This is a genomic window from Paenibacillus melissococcoides, assembly GCA_944800085.1.
In the GTDB taxonomy this organism is placed as follows: Bacteria; Bacillota; Bacilli; order Paenibacillales; family Paenibacillaceae; genus Paenibacillus_B; species Paenibacillus_B melissococcoides.
In genome coordinates, this window is the sequence record CALYLO010000003.1 from 1 (window position 1) to 16,733 (window position 16,733).

The window sequence follows — 16,733 nt, forward strand, 5'->3', positions numbered from 1 at the left end:
TAGCATCGACATTCGTTTCGACAAGGAGAATCGAATGCTCCACATCTTTTTCACTGCGACCGCAGTAAATGGGGAGAAGGTAGAAAGCGAGGTGAGTTTGGATGCTTGATGCATCTGGATTCAAGCGGATGCGGTACAGCGATTTACTGGAGCAGATGGAAGAACAGGCGCGGGCAAAATACGGTGAAACCACGAATACATCGGCACTATCTCCACTCGGGATCATCCTACGGATATTCGCTTTTTTTCTGGCCTATGTTTGGCAGGGAGTGGAGCACGTATACTACGCGGCGTACCGAGACACAGCAACCGGCGTGAGTTTGGACCGCCTCGCTCCGCAAGTGGGGATTAAACGATTCCAAGAGGAATTTGCATACGGAGAGTTAACATTCATAGGAACGCCAGAATATACGATACCGGAAGGCACAATCGTCGGCACCGCCACAGGAAAATATTTCGTGACAAATGAGGATCTGACTCTCGATAATGACGGCAAGGGTTCTGTGGGGGGCGCGCCAAGAAGTGGGAACAGGATGGAACGTTGCAACTGGCACAATTGTGGCTTTGCTCAATCCCGATGCGAATATCCTCTCTGTCACGAATCCGAGGCCAACAACAGGCGGACGGGAGCGAGAGACGGATGAAGAATTTCGCGCCCGGTTCCAGCAATCGGTAGCGGGCGGCGGCGCGGACCTCTGTCGATGCCCTTGGGTGTCGAAGGGGACGCTATTACGGTTGTCTGGTGTTCGAGCGAGGCGCGGCCGTGATTAGAAAACACCTCACTATACTACAAGATGCGGCAGCTAGGCCCGGGATAATACGTTCCAGTGCTATGTGGTTGGGAGGCGTATGGAGCAAGAGATCGCAGCCGCCATTTTCGCAACAAAGGCGCTGGACGAGTTATCGAAGCACTACGGCGATATTGATTCGCGAGGTTACCCGGGATGTCGCTAGGTTACTAAGCAACAAGGTCAAGTTCAGCCGTGCTGAGGAAGTTTTGATTTCTGTTCATGCGAAGGATAAAGCGAACTGTTCAAATACCCGGCTGACGGTGACGAAAAGGTGATATCCGAAATCGTGCAGTACATCGGCGGGGAGCACGACGGTAAGTATTACAACGGCTTGTCCATGGGGGGCGGCCGTAATATACAAACAAATTAATTAGCGCGGTGTACAGGGTTCCAGGCGTGGATGATGTAGAATTGCTGCCTGAACGGTGATTCGAAAAACATTGAAATCGCCCCCTCATCAGGTGGCGAGGATTCGGGACCAGAATATCGAGGTGACCAGCCGTGTTTAGCGTGAAGGACATGCTTGGTCGGTTCACCGATGCGTATAACAAAAACCCTGAGAGCAATCTTGGAAAACTGGTGTCAATCCTACACTCTCAGCTTACAAGCCTGGAAGATACGCTGGACAAAATTCAGGAATGGCGAGACATTGACCGGGCCCGGGGAACAACCCTGGACAGGATCGGGGAAAACGTAGTGCAGCCGCGTGGAGCTGCTACCGACGAAATTTACAGAATTTTGTTGAAGTCGAAGGTAGCGCGAAACTTATCGAAGACGGACATTAACACGATCATTGAAGTTTTAGCTTTGGCCCTAGATTGCGATTTTTCGGAAATTCGAATCGAGGAAAAGCATGCGGACCCGAACGAACCGGAGCCGGCCGCACTTTCTTTGCTACGTGTGCCGATAGCTCGCCTGAACGAAGTGGGAATGTCACCGTACCAGTTCGCGCAGATCATCCAAAAAACAGTGGCTGCAGGCGTCCGGGTTGCACAAATTGATTTGTCTGGAACCTTTCTCCTGGCGTCGAAGCGAGCGGAAGTTGAAAAGAGCAAATTTGGGCTCGCGGATATCGCTATGACAACAGGCGGCACCCTTGGAACGGTCTATATGCCGGGCAATGACTACGAATTACCGATTTAGGGAGGGAGAAGATAGGAATGCCATTCAATAAAGAATTACCCGAATGGAAGGCAGCAGGAATACAACCTCCTGAGTCAAAACGGGTGAAGGGCTGGGAAGTTGAGGATCGGCCGCCAGCTGATTGGCTCAATTGGCACATGAATCGATCCTATGAGGCGCTGCAGGAGCTGCAGGAAAAGGCTGCGGAGAAGGATGATGTATCGAAGGCACTTAAAGATGCCAAGGAATACACGGACCAGAAGGCTCAGGCGGTTACCCCCGAAAGCATCGGGGCTGAAACGCCAACAGGGGCCCAAGAGAAAGCGGATGCTGCCCTTACAGTGGCGAAGCAGTACACCGATGAAAACATCAACGTATTAAGGGCGGATGTTGATAGCAATACGGACGAAATACGCAACCTAAAGCAATCTGTCGATCACGTTTTAGGCAAGCCCTTGGGGATTAAACCCGGCCTCCAGGTGGTGGAGGTCGAGAATGATACGCCGTTCCAGATGGGGGAGATAAAGGGCCGGACACTCATCAACCTACTAGGACGAGTTGGAGACTGTGAAAATACAGCCGATTGGTCTGCACCCGGACCCGGTGTTAAGGCTCTAAGCACCGAGCGGGTATACGGATCCTTTTCCATCGAAGTGGCGAGTACGAAGGAGGAACAGGCGGGATTTGGTATTCGTTCCAATGGTGCTGTAAAAGACCTGGATAAATACTATATTGCCGTCGGGTATATTCGAAACATATCCGCTCAGTATGTACACCTCTCCTTTGCAGAAGTGAAGAGCGAGGCCAATGTAACATCATGGTTCAAGTCGAATGGGACAGTCAAGTCCAATCAGTTCACATATGCATATGTCGCTGTTTCCCCCGTGGATCTCGCTGGCAAAGACAGGGTGGAAGTCTACGTCCGAGGCGTAGCATCAGAAGCAGGCCAAAAGATATCTGCGGATGGAATCGGGCTGTATGAGATCACCGAGGCCGAGTACAATGCAATTGAAGGCATGACACCGGAACAGGTGGCCAAACGCTATCCATACGTAGACAGCATGACGAACGTAACCAACCCATACGCCATCGTAACGGGAGGCAATCTGCTGCCGCCGTTTTATGAGTGGAACGGTGGAACATCCGGAATATTTTTGGAGCCGTACACACAAAAAGTAGTGTCTACAGGCGACCGGATGAACAGTGCTACGCAAATGCCAGCGGTAGAAGGCAAAACGTACACGTTGCGTATAGAACGCGAGGGCGACGGCGAAATCGGGCTTGATTTTCGGGATGATCATAACAACGTGTTATGGACATCTGAATTTGTCAAGCAAGATAATATAATCGCAACCGCGCCACAAGGGACAGCATATATGAATGCTTGGACGTCTGCGCCCGCAGCAGGGGAATTTATTTTCCGCAACCCGATGCTGACCGTTGGCACCAAACCGAAGCCCTTCACGCCGCAGCAACGCAGCATGCTCGCCTTTGAGACGGAGCTCGCCGCTCATCCCGTAAACGGCAGCAATCCCGATACGCTATTTATGAGAGACGATGGGCTGCCGTATGTGTTGGAGAAGTGGAGGAAGATTTCAAACTTCAACGATTTCGGCGAATATAGAATATCCTCAAACACAAGCACAACATTTAAAATCGTGAATGTAAGAAATGTAGATGTAAATATTAATCACCCTACATCATTTATGACAAAATACACAGGGAGCCCCCTGGAATATTCGTCCACCCCTGTGGTTACATGGACTGAACCTGACTTTTACCGCGTATCTCCAGCAAATTCAGGTGAGACAGAAACGCACTTGTGGGTTTCAATCTCCAACACAGACAGCGGATGGGGGCCGGATTACACTCCGACGCAAGATGAGATTAGGGCGTATTTCTACGGGTATCGCCTTTTGAAAGCTGACGGTAGTCTGTACGATGGGAACGGACAAAGATACTGGAATGTCATTAATCCCGATGGTTCTGTTGCTCCGGGCCAGTACACGACTGTATTGCCCACACAACCTCACAGCCAATGGACACCATACCGCCTCCAATACCTGAAAGCTAAGCCAACCGTCGAACCCGTCCGGAATTACGAGTTGGGCGCGACACTCTCCGGAGGCTCAAACATGGTTGAGGTCGGCAGCGGTATTGTGATTCGGGAGAAGACAACTCCTTACGGTAATTACATCAACGCGATAAATGCACCTGGTGGACGTTTGCAACATAGAACAACGAATCTCCTTGCAGTATACCGGTTTCAAACCAGAGATTTCGGCTGGACTTTCAAGGATAACATTTGGGACGGTGAGCCGTACCAGTACGCCGAGAACCCGATCCCTGCGCTTGCGAATGCAATCTACCACGTCACCTATACGATGCTCGATCCAACACTTGCGGCTGGAATCAGCGGCACCGTGGCGGCCAACCTGCGTGGGACTGTATCGGACTTGGTGCAGGATGTGGGCGACATCGGGCGGCGGCTGTCGGTGGTGGAGACGCAGAAGGCGGAGAAGGATGCGCCACCTCCTCTGCGGATTAAACCTACATTATTGAATGGGTGGGTAGATTATGGATCGCCTTTTGAACATTCGTTCTACTATAAGGATGATTCGAATGTTGTTTCGATTGAGGGCTTGATAGGTAGGGGAACGGCAGCGTTGGGTACATCTTTGTTTATACTTCCAACAGGGTTTAGACCTGACAAATCGCTTATTTTCCCTGTGCTTGGATGGGTAACAGGTGTAGGCGAGGCTCTTGTCCGCATTGACGTGGATCCAACGGGGATTGTAAAGATTGGCTCGCCTAATGCAAAAAATGATTATCTCTCATTGCAAGGTATATCGTTCCTTGCAAATAAATAAGGAGGACGTAAGATGAAAGAAGCAATCATAACCGACCTATCCGGCCGATACATCGAACCGACGCTCGTTGCGGACTCCGTAACGGGCGTTTTTGATCGGCGTGAACCGATTGAGCCAGACGAACCCGGCACACTTCGGCAGCCGGAACCGGAGCAGCGCGACGACGGTCAAGAGGATGAACCGGAAACGGTACTCGTAGGCTACACCGTAGCTGTGCCGATGCCTGACGGGCTGTATCAGCCTATATTCGATGTCGAGGGCTACAGAGCAGCGCAGGAGGCTTATGAGGCTGCATACGCCGAATACATGGCCGTGCTGGCCGAGCATGACCCGGAGAGCGACGATCCGCTGCCGGAGCCGCCGCAACCCGTGGACGGCCCAAGCTTCTGGCGGAACGGACTCACGGACGAGGAAATCGAAGCGCTGAATCCGGATCCGCAGCCGTCACAGACCGACGCGCTGGGCCAAGAATTGACGCAAATGAAAATCAGGAATATCCAGCAGCAGAGCGTCATTGATGACCTTGGCAGAATGTTGACCCAATCGCGGCTGGACAGCATGCAGAAAAAGCAGACTATCGACAGCCTGGGTGCGGAATTGACGAATGCTAAACTTGAAATTATTGAATTTAAAGGAGGGCAAACGGAATGAATTTCTGGAAACTTGCTTTTGATTGTGAATGGATCGACGCAGAGGGGCTATGCGCAGCCGTTAAGACGGAGGCCAACCGATTCGGGGAAATCACGCCGGAAGAGTACGAGAAGATTACTGGGATAAAATTTCCGACACAGGAATAAGCGCCACGCCATAGAGCAGGCGCTTTATTTATGCCCTCGGGATACCCGGGGGCTATTTATTTATCAATAGGGGGATCAGTATGGAGTTGACGGCAGTAGTAGCCATGATTGCCGCTATCAGCGGTATTGCGCTGGGCTGGATGGGCCGCAATAGAACAGTTAAGCATGATATTGTCCAGGAGGCCGGAGCAGACGCTGTACAGCGCACAGACGTCGAGTATATCAAGCGCGGGGTAGATGATATCCGTGTTGACTTACGAATGCAAGGGCAGCGCCTGGACGGGCTGGCGGAGCGTGTGACGCGGGTAGAAGAGTCATCGAAACAAGCACATAAGCGCATTGATCGCTTGGAAGAATAATAGAAGGGATGATATCGAATGGAGTGGCAAATGATTTTTGAATTGATTGATCCGGCCCTATTTGTCGTGGTTGGAGCCTGTTGGGTGATTGGGTACATGCTCAAGCAAACGCCGCCGGTGCCAGATTGGAGCATCGTATACATCGTTGTTGTGTTGGCGGTAGTGTTTACGGTTGGAACGCTTGGCTGGAGCGTTGAAGCTATCATACAGGGCATTCTTGCGGGGGCGTTCGCAGTATTCGGTCACCAGGCGGTAAAGCAGATGAAGAAGGGTGGTGAAAAGTAATGGTTGCGGCAATTGAGGAAGTGAAAAAGGTATTATGGGATGGCGGCCACGGAGGTAAGGACCCGGGATCCAGCGGGAACGGAGTTGTCGAAAAGAATATAGCGCTACAAGTTGCTACAGAAGCGGCGAAGCGATTGGAGCGGGACTACGAAGGTGTTAAATGCCTTCTTTCCCGTTCTTCTGATGTTTACTTGACATTGAAAGAGCGGACGGACAAGGCCAATGCTGCAGGAGCACATTTGCTTGTCAGCATCCATTGTAATGCTGGCGGTGGAAAGGGTGGATTCGAATCGTTCACATACAGCGGCACAAAGGACGCGGCTACAGCAGCGTTTCAAGACGTGCTGCACTCCGAAATCATGAAAAAGTTGAAACCGTTTGGAGTCATTGACAGAGGGCAGAAGAAAAAGGATCTACATGTGTGCCGGGAGTCACGCATGCCGGCCGTCCTGACCGAAAACCTATTTGTCGATGTTGCAGCAGATGCAGCACGGCTCAAGCGGCCAGAAGTTATTGAGGCGATTGTTGCGGGTCATGTGGCCGGGGTAGCCAAGTATCTAAAGTTGCAGCCGAAGAAAGCACAGCAGCCGCCAGCGAGCGGAGCGACCAACATCCTTGGCCCAGCATCGGCTACCGTCGAGCAGGCCCGAGAATGGGCCCGGAGCAAGAATGCCCCGGCTGAGTTTGTCGATCTAGCGGAATTGTACTGGGAACTGGCCCCGAAGCACGGCGGAGTGGACCCGGCGGTCGCCTACGTACAGTTCGGTCATGAGACGGGCTATCTCTATCGGGACGGGCGGAGCGCTGCCGGTATCGATGCCTCTTATAAAAATCCATGCGGCCTAAAGGTCACGGCGGGCGGCGGTGATTATCAGGCATCGGCGCACAAGCGCTTTACGGATTGGCGCGAGGGTATCACCGCCCATCTGGATCACCTTGCGCTTTATGCCGGAGCTGCTGGTTACCCGCGCGCGGGCACGCCTGACCCTCGGCATTTTGCGTATCTGTTAGGGACCGCCAAGACAGTGGAGTCGTTGGGTGGTAAATGGGCACCATCAACATCATATGGGCAGAAATTAGTGCAGTATTTAAAGGAGGTACAAGCAATGGAGAAACCGAAACAGCCGGACTACGTGGGACACTGGGCCGAAGCGTCTATTCGGCGTGTGATGGAAGCGGGGATCATGAATGGCCGTAACACTGGATTCGCGCCGAACGAGCCGATTACGCGGGCAGAGATTGCTGTTGTCGTGGATCGTATGTTGAAGCAGATGGGGAAATAAGCATTCTGGCCTCGCCGGGGATATGGGCGGGGCCTCTTTTCATCTGCGCAGTTTTTAAGAATTACCTCTCCAACCGAATTAAAAAGCCCCGGGAGGTCCCGAGGCTCTTACTCATTTATTTAACTGCTTCATCCATAGCTTTAGCATACTTCTCAAATTCAGCTTTATCCATATTGCCGTTCATTTGCAGCAGTACATTACCAGCTGCATGCGTATGCGAGAATGCCGCCGCTGTTGCCTTTCCTAGTTCATCGTAATAGGTTTTTACCTTCTCAAGATCGGAATTCTTATCGAAAATAAATAGCCGTCCGCCTTTATCTTCCCCCATGGCCAGAACGAGGATACGCTTGGACTCCTTGTCCAACTTAGGAGCCATCCCGTATTCTTTAGCTTCTAAGTCTCTCGCTTCAATCTCTAGCCCTGCATCCTTGAACTTCTGGACCATTTCATCGGCAGAGATGTTTTTGCCGCCCCCGCAGCCTACCAAGACTAAAACACACATTAGGAATATTGCACTTAATTTCTTCAAAATTCCCCCTCCTCGTATAGTATTTCCTGAAGGCAGTTTTGAGTCTTTTTCCAGTCCTTTATAGAAACATAGAATGCCTTCAAAATTTCCAGCTTGCACATTGAAAATTAATATGGGGACTGGACTTTCCGGAATGTCTCTGGACAATGGAACTTAGGGTTCCATTCGGGGAAATTCGTCTCCCTCCTGTAGTCCAATCTACTTTTTAAGTCTGTTTCTCCGGTACTCGCTTGCACTTCTTACCCGCTGGCTGTTCCCTTCGGCAACTCATGCCCGACTGTAGCAGCGTCGGGGCAGCTCGTGAACCGAAGCGTGTTCTCATATGCGAGGGTGATTGATCGGCGAGTGCGCCGGAGACAGTCCGGAGAGTCCGTTCCCTGAATCCCTTATAGAAAGGAGGAATTCTCTTGAAGCTTTTTGTCGGTATTGACGTCAGTTCCGAAGAACTGGAAGCCTGTTTGATGAAATCGGATGGCGACACCCTGGAGACCTTCAAGACCACCAACAATCTGCACGGCGCTTCTTACTTGCGGGATCGCATCATTTCTGCTGCGGTCAAGACAGCCTGCTCTGAGGTTCATATCGGGCTTGAAGCCACATCCGTCTACAGTTGGCATCCAGCCATGTACTTGCATGAGGATGAGGCCCTTCAACAATTGAATGCCAAGGTGTTCACCATTAATCCGAAGCTGATTAACAAATTCAAAGACGCTTATGCCGACCTGGACAAAACCGATCGCATCGATGCCTGGATCATTGCAGACCGCCTGCGTTTTGGCAGACTCACGACGACTATCGTGATGCAGGAACAGTACATCGCCTTGCAGCGGCTCACTCGCATGCGATTCCATCTCGTACACAACCTTACCCGCGAGAAGCAATACTTTTTGCAAAATCTGTTCTACAAGTGCAATGCTTTTCGCGCGGAGGTGGACAGTTCCGTGTTCGGCCATGCCATCATGGAAATGCTCTCGGAAAAGTATAGTCTGGATGAGATGGCGAATATGGATGTCGCCCGTTTGGCTGACTATCTCAAGGACAAGGGGAGAAATCGTTTCCCCGATCCCGAACACGTCGCCCGCTGTATTCAAAAGGCGGCTCGGGCCTCGTACCGTCTCTCGAAGGTTGTCGAGGATTCCATTGATTTGGTGCTGGGCACCTCAATTCAGTCGATCCGGAGCATCCAGAGTCAGCTTAAAGAGCTCGACAAGGCGATTGAGCGCATTTTAGACGGCATTTCCAGCAGCCAGTGCCTCCGTTCCATTCCGGGCATTGATCGGGTCTATGCCGCAGGCATCCTGGCCGAGATCGGCGACATCGACCGCTTCACGGATCAAGCCGCCTTGGCCAAGTATGCGGGTCTGACGTGGCGCAAGCACCAATCCGGCTCCTTCGAGGCGGAAGATACAAAGCGCATTCGTTCCGGCAACCGATTCCTTCGCTACTACCTTGTTGAAGCTGCCAACTCGGTAAAAAACCGCGACCCGGAATTCGGTGAGTACTACCGGAAGAAATTCAATGAAGTCCCTAAGCATCAACACAAACGTGCCCTCGTCTTAACGGCAAGAAAACTTGTGCGTCTGGTCGATGTGCTGCTACGCAACGACCAACTCTATACGCCCAGAAGGAAGGTGAAGCCGACAGAGCAATAATGCCTTGGCTCATGAATTTTCTTCTCTAATTCCCAGTTAAATTATGGTATTTTACTTAATTTTCGACTGGGTCTAGTTTGGTGATGCCTTTTTTGGGATTGATCCTGCTGCACGCCAAGGAAATTTTCCAATTCTCATCAATCAGGGACTTGACATCATACCGCTGGACTTTTCTTCAATTATATGACTATATGCCCATATATTCTATACCTTGAATTGGACTAAATAGAGAAAACCCCGGATCGCTCCGGGGTGAACAGTTTCATTTTTTCGGTCTCGACTTAATATAAATCCGTTCTTTCTTCATTTTTACGAAGCCTAACCCCATATCGGCCATCTCCATCTCCATCTCCTTCGCGCCCTGATTCCGTCTGTATGCCTCAACCTGCAGATTCTCCAATCGCTTCTGGAACTCCGACTTCTTCCCTTCGTTCGTCATTGTTCCTTCCTCCATTCTACCCTTGCCATCTGTTCATATTCTTCCAGCATTTTTAATTGCTCTTTTACGCGACGCTCCGCCACTTCTCGTGCTGCTTCCCGGGCTTTTTCTTCAGATAGGAAGCTTTCCCGCCTTACCCGTCTGTTCTTCCCTTCTCCGATGTTATAATCAAAGTACCAGCGATCCCCGCGTCGTTTGATTCGTGGTATTTCCATCCTCTTTCATCCTTTCATCCTTTATCAGTCGAATTATGATGTTACATCCAGCATACATCATGGGGCGGTTCCGCGCTATGATTTCGCCCAATCGAGTAGCGTTTCAATGTGTCCGATGCTAGCGTCACATATATAGGTGATACCGTAAGGTCCGTAGTATCCTGCAATGAGCATTCTGCCGTATTTCGTTTCGACTAAAAACTCAAAAGAATAAAAATGCTCCGACTTTGTTATGATTGATTTACGGATCTCGCCCTGATGAAGCTTTATTTCAAGACGGCGAACGTCCTCATTTTTCATTACATCCTTTAGTTCATCAATGGTCATGACCATCGCCCCCCTCTTTTTCGGCAACGCTTGTTCAATTCCGCTTTGTCTGCCGCAAGCCGCTCGCTGCGATTCGAATGTTTTCTTGTTCATCGATTTTTTCCTCCATTATATATATCGTTTCTTGCCTCTATAGTTCATCCACCGATTAGCCACCGTTTTCGGTGGATGAACGTCGCGTTTGACTCGATATGATAAAATACATTATGATAATTAGGGCTTGCTGAACATATTGCCTTTTAGGCCACAGAGGCTGACGGCACAGATTCAGCAGCAGTCTGAAAATCGGCAAAAAGAGAACGCGCAGCTTGCGTTCGAGATTCATAACAAGCAGTTGCAGAGCAATGACCGTTTCGCTTGTCTCTCGAAGGCGTGCTCGAATACGCCCCAGTCCGTAGGAGCGTTTGCCTTCTCCGAATTTTCCTTCGATCGCGTTACGCATTGAAGCATCCTGTCTGGCCTGGTTCCGTTCTGGTTCCGCTTCTTTCTTCGGACGTCCTAAGTTTGGACCACTCAGACGGATGCCGTGCTCCTTACAATAGCGAAGGTTCTCCCGGTTTCGGTAGATTTGGTCGGCTAGAATGGCTTCCGGATAACATCCATATCGCTGGACGAACGACTCCACGGAAGCTTTCAGTGTCATGCTTTCGTTGAAGTTATCCCAGGACAGCTTCTCCATCCGAGCGTAACCATCCACCAGACTGATCGCCAGCTTTGCTCCAAACTCGACGGGAGCATTCACTTTCCCGCGGACAATCGGCCGTACATGCGGTTGGGAAAGACTGACGATTCGATCTTCCACCGAGTGTGTCCGTTTGTCGTACATCTCTTGCTGTTGACGATACAGCTCGGAAATGACGAGCAATTGCCGATACTGCTGCGAACCCAGTTGATTCAAGCTGCTTTTCGCTGCCAGCATTTCGATGATGCCAAGATTACGCGAAACATAACGAAGCTGTTTGCCAACCGCTTTCCGGATGGATTTGGCACCCGTTCGCCGTTTCTTGGCGATCTCGAGGTAGCATTTGCGGGCGGTTTGACGATACGTTCTCGGTTTCTTGGCCTTCCCGACGAAAGGCTCGTGCAGAACATCGATGATCGCTTCGAGTTTTTCCCGCGCCTCGTTCAATAATTTCAAATCGGTCGGATACGAGATGTCGGCCGGTGCGCAGGTCGCGTCGAGCATCAAGGTGCCTTTGTTGCATGGTTTCTCTTTGCTTTTGCCGTCTTCATTAACGGATGTTCCATCAGAGCCATGGCCGCTGCCTGGAGGATCTTGAGGATCGCTCTTGTTTTGTTCCTGTTTCTTTCGCTCTGCGTCCTCTTCCAAAATCCAATCGTTGATTCGTTCAATGACATCCGCACCCAATCGCTTGCGGAAATGGGTCAACAGCGAGTGATGGAACGGAGGCTTATCTTGGAACGCCGGCAGCCCAAGGAAGTACTGGTAGTACGGATTTTCGGCGATCTGCTGGACCGTCTCTCGATCATCGAGCTGCATACGTTCCTGAATGTACAGCGCTCCCAAAGCCATACGAACAGACAAAGGGATCTGACCGCGCATTGATTTCTTGAACGACTTCGCGTAGAATTCTTCTGCCCGCCACCACGGGATGATAGCGGCCAGTTGAACCCAACGGTTCTCCTTATTTAATTTACCGCCAAACGGCAAGTAGAAATCTTCGAACAACTGAAGCTGGCTTTCGGTTCTACGATACATGTTGGTTCACTCCACGTGCACGATTTTTTGCAAGAAATTCGCATTTTCCTTGCATTTTATTTCGAGTTAGAGTCCAGAAATCCTTGTAAAACCTTAGAAAAATGATTGTTCAGCAAGCCCTAATTAAACCCTTATAAATGCTTGTTATATCAACGTTCACAGACTATGATAAGATTCAAGTAGATACAACAGAATAAACAGATTTCCATAAGAAGCGTTCATGGCCGTGCTTAAAATTGATGATAATAAGTAGCGGGGAGGGGGCGGATGCTCCCTCTTTTTTCAGAGACAACACGTAAGATAGAAGCAGGAAATGGGAGGGAATATGCATGACACGGAACGAACGAAGCGAAGGATCCCCTCCTTCGTCTGAAGGCCGCGCTCCGCGCGCGGTCTATATCCACATCCCGTTCTGCACGAATAAATGCCATTATTGCGATTTTAATTCCTATGTGCTTAAGGGACAGCCGGTGATGGACTACCTGAGAGCGCTGGAGCAAGAAATGGAGCATACCGTTCAGCAGCATCCCCCCGGGATGATTGATTCGATATTCGTCGGCGGAGGAACGCCGACCGTCTTGACGCCGGAGCAGATGGAGTATTTTCTGGCCTCGGTCCGGCGCGCCTTTCCGCAGTGGAGCCCGGATATCGAGTTCACGATGGAAGCCAACCCCGGCACGACCGATGAGGACAAGCTGGAGGTCATGCGGGAGGGCGGCGTGAACCGGATCAGCTTCGGAGTCCAATCCTTCAACAATGATCTGTTGACCGGCATCGGCCGCATTCATAAAACGGACGACGTCTACCGGAGCATCGACAACGCGAAGCGGGCCGGATTCGCTAATATGTCCATCGACCTGATGTTCGGCCTGCCGAACCAGACGGTAGAGATGGTAGAGCATAGCGTCAAGAAAGCGTTGGAGCTCGACCTCCCGCATCTGTCGATTTACAGTCTGAAGGTGGAAGAGAACACGATGTTCCATGCGATGTACCACCGCAATGAGCTGCCGCTTCCGAGCGAAGAGGAAGAGCTCGACATGTATATGCTCATCATGGATCGGATGAAGGCGGCCGGCTACGAGCAGTACGAGATCAGCAACTTCGCGCGGCCGGGCTACGCGAGCCGGCATAATACGACTTATTGGCGCAATGAGGACTACTATGGCCTCGGCGCCGGCGCGCACGGCTATGTCGGCCGACAGCGGCATCTGAACATCAAGGGCGTCACTCCATATAACGAAGCCTGCAAGCAAGGCTTGCCGCGCCTGGATTCATTCCGGGTCGAGGAAGCGGAAGCGATGGAAGATTACATGATGGTCGGCCTGCGGATGCTGGAAGGAGTAAGCAGCGAGCGCTTCGCGGAGCAATTCAACGGCGCGCTGCTCGACAAAGTGTTCGCTCAGCCGATTAAGCGGCTGCTGAAGAAGGGGCTGCTGGAGCCGACGGAAGCGGGCTATCGGTTGACAGAGCAGGGCTTGTTGTTCGGCAATGATGTGTTCGCCGCCTTTGTCGGCGCGCTGGCGCCAGGAACGGAGCAATAACGATAGGCATAGGTCCGCAGCAGACCGTGACCGCCGCAGCTTGATCGAATCAGGTTGCGGCGGTTTTGTTCTATTTTACGGCGGAAGCCGGGGCTAGCGCTTCAGCAGCAAACGCATGAAGAGGGCAACGGCGAAGCCCATGAACAGCGAACCGATAAGCACACCTGCGAAGGTGAACACGATGTCGCCCATCGAAGGCTCGATCATTTGCGGAATAACGAACATGGAGCCGATGACCGCGAAAAAGACGGTAATGAATAATACTCTTTTTGTCATACTGCGCTTACTCACCTGCCTTCTTATGACACGATGCGTTATTGCTAGTATGTCCCGGGCAAGGCGAGTCATGTACTTCATGAACAGGTTTCGCGGCGGCGGCCCGTCTTTGGCGGAAAAATGGATTGATAAGCGTGCAGGAGGCGATAGGGGAGCAGCTTGAGCGAAGGGGAAATTCTCCTTGAAAATCTATGCATCATATTGTATATTCATACATACACCACAATGTGAGGCAGGTCACACTCGGAGGGACTCAACATGTTACCCATCGTAAGAAAAGCTGTATCGGAAGACATTGACGCTTTAACGGAACTTATTCGTTTTTATGCAGAGCAAGGGATCATGCTTCCTCGTTCCCGCAAGGTGCTGGAGGCGCAATTGGAGCACTTCGTGGTGGCCGAGCTCGATGAGCGCCTGGTCGGCTGCGGCTCGCTGTGCCAGCTCGGTACCGATCTGGTCGAGATCCGCTCGCTGGGCATCGTGCCGGAATGCAAGGGCCGGGGCATCGGCTCGCTCCTGGTTGACAAGCTCCTGGAAGAAGCCGAGGCCCGTTCGATACCGAAGGTGATGGCCTTGACATATGAAGCGCGTTTTTTTCAGAAGAACGGATTCGAGATCGTGGAGAAGGAGATTTTCCCGGAAAAGGTATGGACCGACTGCGTCCACTGCAAAAAGCGGCACTGCTGCGATGAGATAGCTGTCTTGAAAGTACTCAACTGACTTGGCGGAGGTGAATATATGAAAAAACCAATCGACACCAAGATTCTGAAGAGAAGAGTAGTGTCCGATCTTGTATATATCGTGCTTTGTATTGGAGTAATTATTTATTTTTTGATAACAGAAGAACGGTCTCGATCTCATCTTTATTCCGATTATCGTGCTGGTGCTATTTGTGGTGATTTTTCGTTATAACTATAAAAAATGGAGAGACAGCAAGCCGCGAAATTAATGAAATATCAATGCATGCCCAAAGTACCGAACTGACTTGACAATCGTCTTGTCCGTTTGGTATTTTTGTAGTGACGGTTAGCACTCGACGATGATGAGTGCTAACGGATATCCTACTACATCTAAGTCCAGCGGTATGATGTCAAGTCCCTGATTGATGAGAATTGGAAAATTTCCTTGGCGTGCAGCAGGATCAATCCCAAAAAAGGCATCACCAAACTAGACCCAGTCGAAAATTAAGTAAAATACCATAATTTAACTGGGAATTAGAGAAGAAAATTCATGAGCCAAGGCATTATTGCTCTGTCGGCTTCACCTTCCTTCTGGGCGTATAGAGTTGGTCGTTGCGTAGCAGCACATCGACCAGACGCACAAGTTTTCTTGCCGTTAAGACGAGGGCACGTTTGTGTTGATGCTTAGGGACTTCATTGAATTTCTTCCGGTAGTACTCCCCGAATTCCGGGTCGCGGTTTTTTACCGAGTTGGCAGCTTCAACAAGGTAGTAGCGAAGGAATCGGTTGCCGGAACGAATGCGCTTTGTATCTTCCGCCTCGAAGGAGCCGGATTGGTGCTTGCGCCACGTCAGACCCGCATACTTGGCCAAGGCGGCTTGATCCGTGAAGCGGTCGATGTCGCCGATCTCGGCCAGGATGCCTGCGGCATAGACCCGATCAATGCCCGGAATGGAACGGAGGCACTGGCTGCTGGAAATGCCGTCTAAAATGCGCTCAATCGCCTTGTCGAGCTCTTTAAGCTGACTCTGGATGCTCCGGATCGACTGAATTGAGGTGCCCAGCACCAAATCAATGGAATCCTCGACAACCTTCGAGAGACGGTACGAGGCCCGAGCCGCCTTTTGAATACAGCGGGCGACGTGTTCGGGATCGGGGAAACGATTTCTCCCCTTGTCCTTGAGATAGTCAGCCAAACGGGCGACATCCATATTCGCCATCTCATCCAGACTATACTTTTCCGAGAGCATTTCCATGATGGCATGGCCGAACACGGAACTGTCCACCTCCGCGCGAAAAGCATTGCACTTGTAGAACAGATTTTGCAAAAAGTATTGCTTCTCGCGGGTAAGGTTGTGTACGAGATGGAATCGCATGCGAGTGAGCCGCTGCAAGGCGATGTACTGTTCCTGCATCACGATAGTCGTCGTGAGTCTGCCAAAACGCAGGCGGTCTGCAATGATCCAGGCATCGATGCGATCGGTTTTGTCCAGGTCGGCATAAGCGTCTTTGAATTTGTTAATCAGCTTCGGATTAATGGTGAACACCTTGGCATTCAATTGTTGAAGGGCCTCATCTTCATGCAAGTACATGGCTGGATGCCAGCTGTAGACGGATGTGGCTTCAAGCCCGATATGAACCTCAGAGCAGGCTGTCTTGACCGCAGCAGAAATGATGCGATCCCGCAAGTAAGAGGCGCCGTGCAGATTGTTGGTGGTCTTGAAGGTCTCCAGGGTGTCGCCATCCGATTTCATCAAACAGGCTTCCAGTTCTTCGGAACTGACGTCAATACCGACAAAAAGCTTCAAGAGAATTCCTCCTTTCTATAAGGGATTCAGGGAACGGAC

19 protein-coding genes are annotated in these 16,733 nt (G+C 51.0%); 12 read left to right on the forward strand and 7 right to left on the reverse strand.

Annotated elements, in window-relative coordinates; genetic code table 11:
- Positions 1-101: 101 nt before the first annotated feature.
- The 9 genes from OCY70_RS11635 (at position 102) to OCY70_RS11675 (ending at position 7,507) form a co-directional block, all read left to right on the forward strand.
- Positions 102-644 (forward strand): baseplate J/gp47 family protein, encoded by a 543-nt coding sequence (locus OCY70_RS11635; RefSeq protein WP_261948764.1) that lies wholly within the window; start codon positions 102-104, stop codon positions 642-644.
- Positions 559-771, forward strand: coding sequence for a hypothetical protein (locus tag OCY70_RS11640; protein ID WP_261948765.1), 213 nt, complete (start codon positions 559-561; stop codon positions 769-771). Before OCY70_RS11635 ends, OCY70_RS11640 begins: the two co-directional genes overlap by 86 nt.
- Positions 772-1,292: 521 nt before the next feature.
- Complete coding sequence (locus OCY70_RS11645; RefSeq protein ID WP_213431202.1) at positions 1,293-1,934, forward strand: hypothetical protein; 642 nt, start codon at positions 1,293-1,295, stop codon at positions 1,932-1,934.
- Positions 1,935-1,951: 17 nt separating this feature from the next.
- On the forward strand, positions 1,952-4,783 hold the full coding sequence (locus OCY70_RS11650) for a hypothetical protein (RefSeq protein ID WP_261944878.1): 2,832 nt from the start codon (positions 1,952-1,954) through the stop codon (positions 4,781-4,783).
- Positions 4,784-4,795: 12 nt separating this feature from the next.
- Positions 4,796-5,434, forward strand: coding sequence for a hypothetical protein (locus OCY70_RS11655; protein WP_261944879.1), 639 nt, complete (start codon positions 4,796-4,798; stop codon positions 5,432-5,434).
- The gene (locus tag OCY70_RS11660; RefSeq protein WP_213431628.1) at positions 5,431-5,580 is read left to right on the forward strand and encodes an XkdX family protein; all 150 of its coding nucleotides are present in this window, start codon (positions 5,431-5,433) and stop codon (positions 5,578-5,580) included. Before OCY70_RS11655 ends, OCY70_RS11660 begins: the two co-directional genes overlap by 4 nt.
- An 80-nt stretch (positions 5,581-5,660) precedes the next feature.
- Positions 5,661-5,939: a hypothetical protein gene (locus tag OCY70_RS11665; protein WP_213431454.1), complete on the forward strand. Its 279-nt coding sequence runs from the start codon at positions 5,661-5,663 to the stop codon at positions 5,937-5,939.
- Positions 5,940-5,957: 18 nt separating this feature from the next.
- Positions 5,958-6,224, forward strand: coding sequence for a phage holin family protein (locus OCY70_RS11670; protein WP_213431455.1), 267 nt, complete (start codon positions 5,958-5,960; stop codon positions 6,222-6,224).
- Positions 6,224-7,507 (forward strand): N-acetylmuramoyl-L-alanine amidase, encoded by a 1,284-nt coding sequence (locus OCY70_RS11675; protein ID WP_261944880.1) that lies wholly within the window; start codon positions 6,224-6,226, stop codon positions 7,505-7,507. The genes OCY70_RS11670 and OCY70_RS11675 overlap by 1 nt, the downstream gene beginning before the upstream one ends.
- 115 nt (positions 7,508-7,622) lie before the next feature.
- Here OCY70_RS11675 and OCY70_RS11680 read toward each other — a convergent pair whose 3' ends face one another.
- Entirely contained in the window at positions 7,623-8,036 is a 414-nt protein-coding gene (locus OCY70_RS11680) for a stress protein (RefSeq protein WP_249725592.1), read from the reverse strand.
- 407 nt (positions 8,037-8,443) lie between these two features.
- Here OCY70_RS11680 and OCY70_RS11685 point away from each other — a divergent pair, with 407 nt between their 5' ends.
- Positions 8,444-9,688: an IS110 family transposase gene (locus OCY70_RS11685; protein WP_261944499.1), complete on the forward strand. Its 1,245-nt coding sequence runs from the start codon at positions 8,444-8,446 to the stop codon at positions 9,686-9,688.
- 262 nt (positions 9,689-9,950) lie between these two features.
- On the opposite strand, the gene OCY70_RS11690 is transcribed toward OCY70_RS11685, so the two are convergent.
- The 4 genes from OCY70_RS11690 to OCY70_RS11705 all read right to left on the reverse strand — a co-directional run bounded on the left by OCY70_RS11690 (position 9,951) and on the right by OCY70_RS11705 (position 12,389).
- A complete protein-coding gene (locus OCY70_RS11690) occupies positions 9,951-10,127 on the reverse strand; it encodes a hypothetical protein (protein ID WP_213430905.1) in 177 nt (58 codons plus the stop codon).
- Positions 10,124-10,342 (reverse strand): hypothetical protein, encoded by a 219-nt coding sequence (locus OCY70_RS11695; RefSeq protein WP_213431355.1) that lies wholly within the window; start codon positions 10,340-10,342, stop codon positions 10,124-10,126. Before OCY70_RS11695 ends, OCY70_RS11690 begins: the two co-directional genes overlap by 4 nt.
- Positions 10,343-10,417: 75 nt before the next feature.
- Positions 10,418-10,762: a hypothetical protein gene (locus OCY70_RS11700; RefSeq protein WP_213431354.1), complete on the reverse strand. Its 345-nt coding sequence runs from the start codon at positions 10,760-10,762 to the stop codon at positions 10,418-10,420.
- 55 nt (positions 10,763-10,817) lie between these two features.
- The gene (locus OCY70_RS11705; RefSeq protein WP_390905248.1) at positions 10,818-12,389 is read right to left on the reverse strand and encodes an IS5 family transposase; all 1,572 of its coding nucleotides are present in this window, start codon (positions 12,387-12,389) and stop codon (positions 10,818-10,820) included.
- Positions 12,390-12,718: 329 nt separating this feature from the next.
- On the opposite strand from OCY70_RS11705, the gene hemW reads away from it, so the two are divergent.
- Positions 12,719-13,930, forward strand: coding sequence for a radical SAM family heme chaperone HemW (gene hemW / locus OCY70_RS11710; RefSeq protein ID WP_261944881.1), 1,212 nt, complete (start codon positions 12,719-12,721; stop codon positions 13,928-13,930).
- Between the two features lie 93 nt (positions 13,931-14,023).
- Here hemW and OCY70_RS11715 read toward each other — a convergent pair whose 3' ends face one another.
- Positions 14,024-14,206, reverse strand: a complete 183-nt coding sequence (locus tag OCY70_RS11715; protein ID WP_213431352.1) for a hypothetical protein — start codon at positions 14,204-14,206, stop codon at positions 14,024-14,026.
- A 258-nt stretch (positions 14,207-14,464) separates the two neighbouring features.
- Between OCY70_RS11715 and OCY70_RS11720 the strand changes: the two genes are divergently transcribed.
- Positions 14,465-14,926: an N-acetyltransferase gene (locus OCY70_RS11720; protein ID WP_213431351.1), complete on the forward strand. Its 462-nt coding sequence runs from the start codon at positions 14,465-14,467 to the stop codon at positions 14,924-14,926.
- A 523-nt stretch (positions 14,927-15,449) separates the two neighbouring features.
- Here the strand turns inward: OCY70_RS11720 and OCY70_RS11725 are convergent.
- Positions 15,450-16,694, reverse strand: a complete 1,245-nt coding sequence (locus OCY70_RS11725) for an IS110 family transposase (protein WP_261944499.1) — start codon at positions 16,692-16,694, stop codon at positions 15,450-15,452.
- Positions 16,695-16,733: the final 39 nt, after the last annotated feature.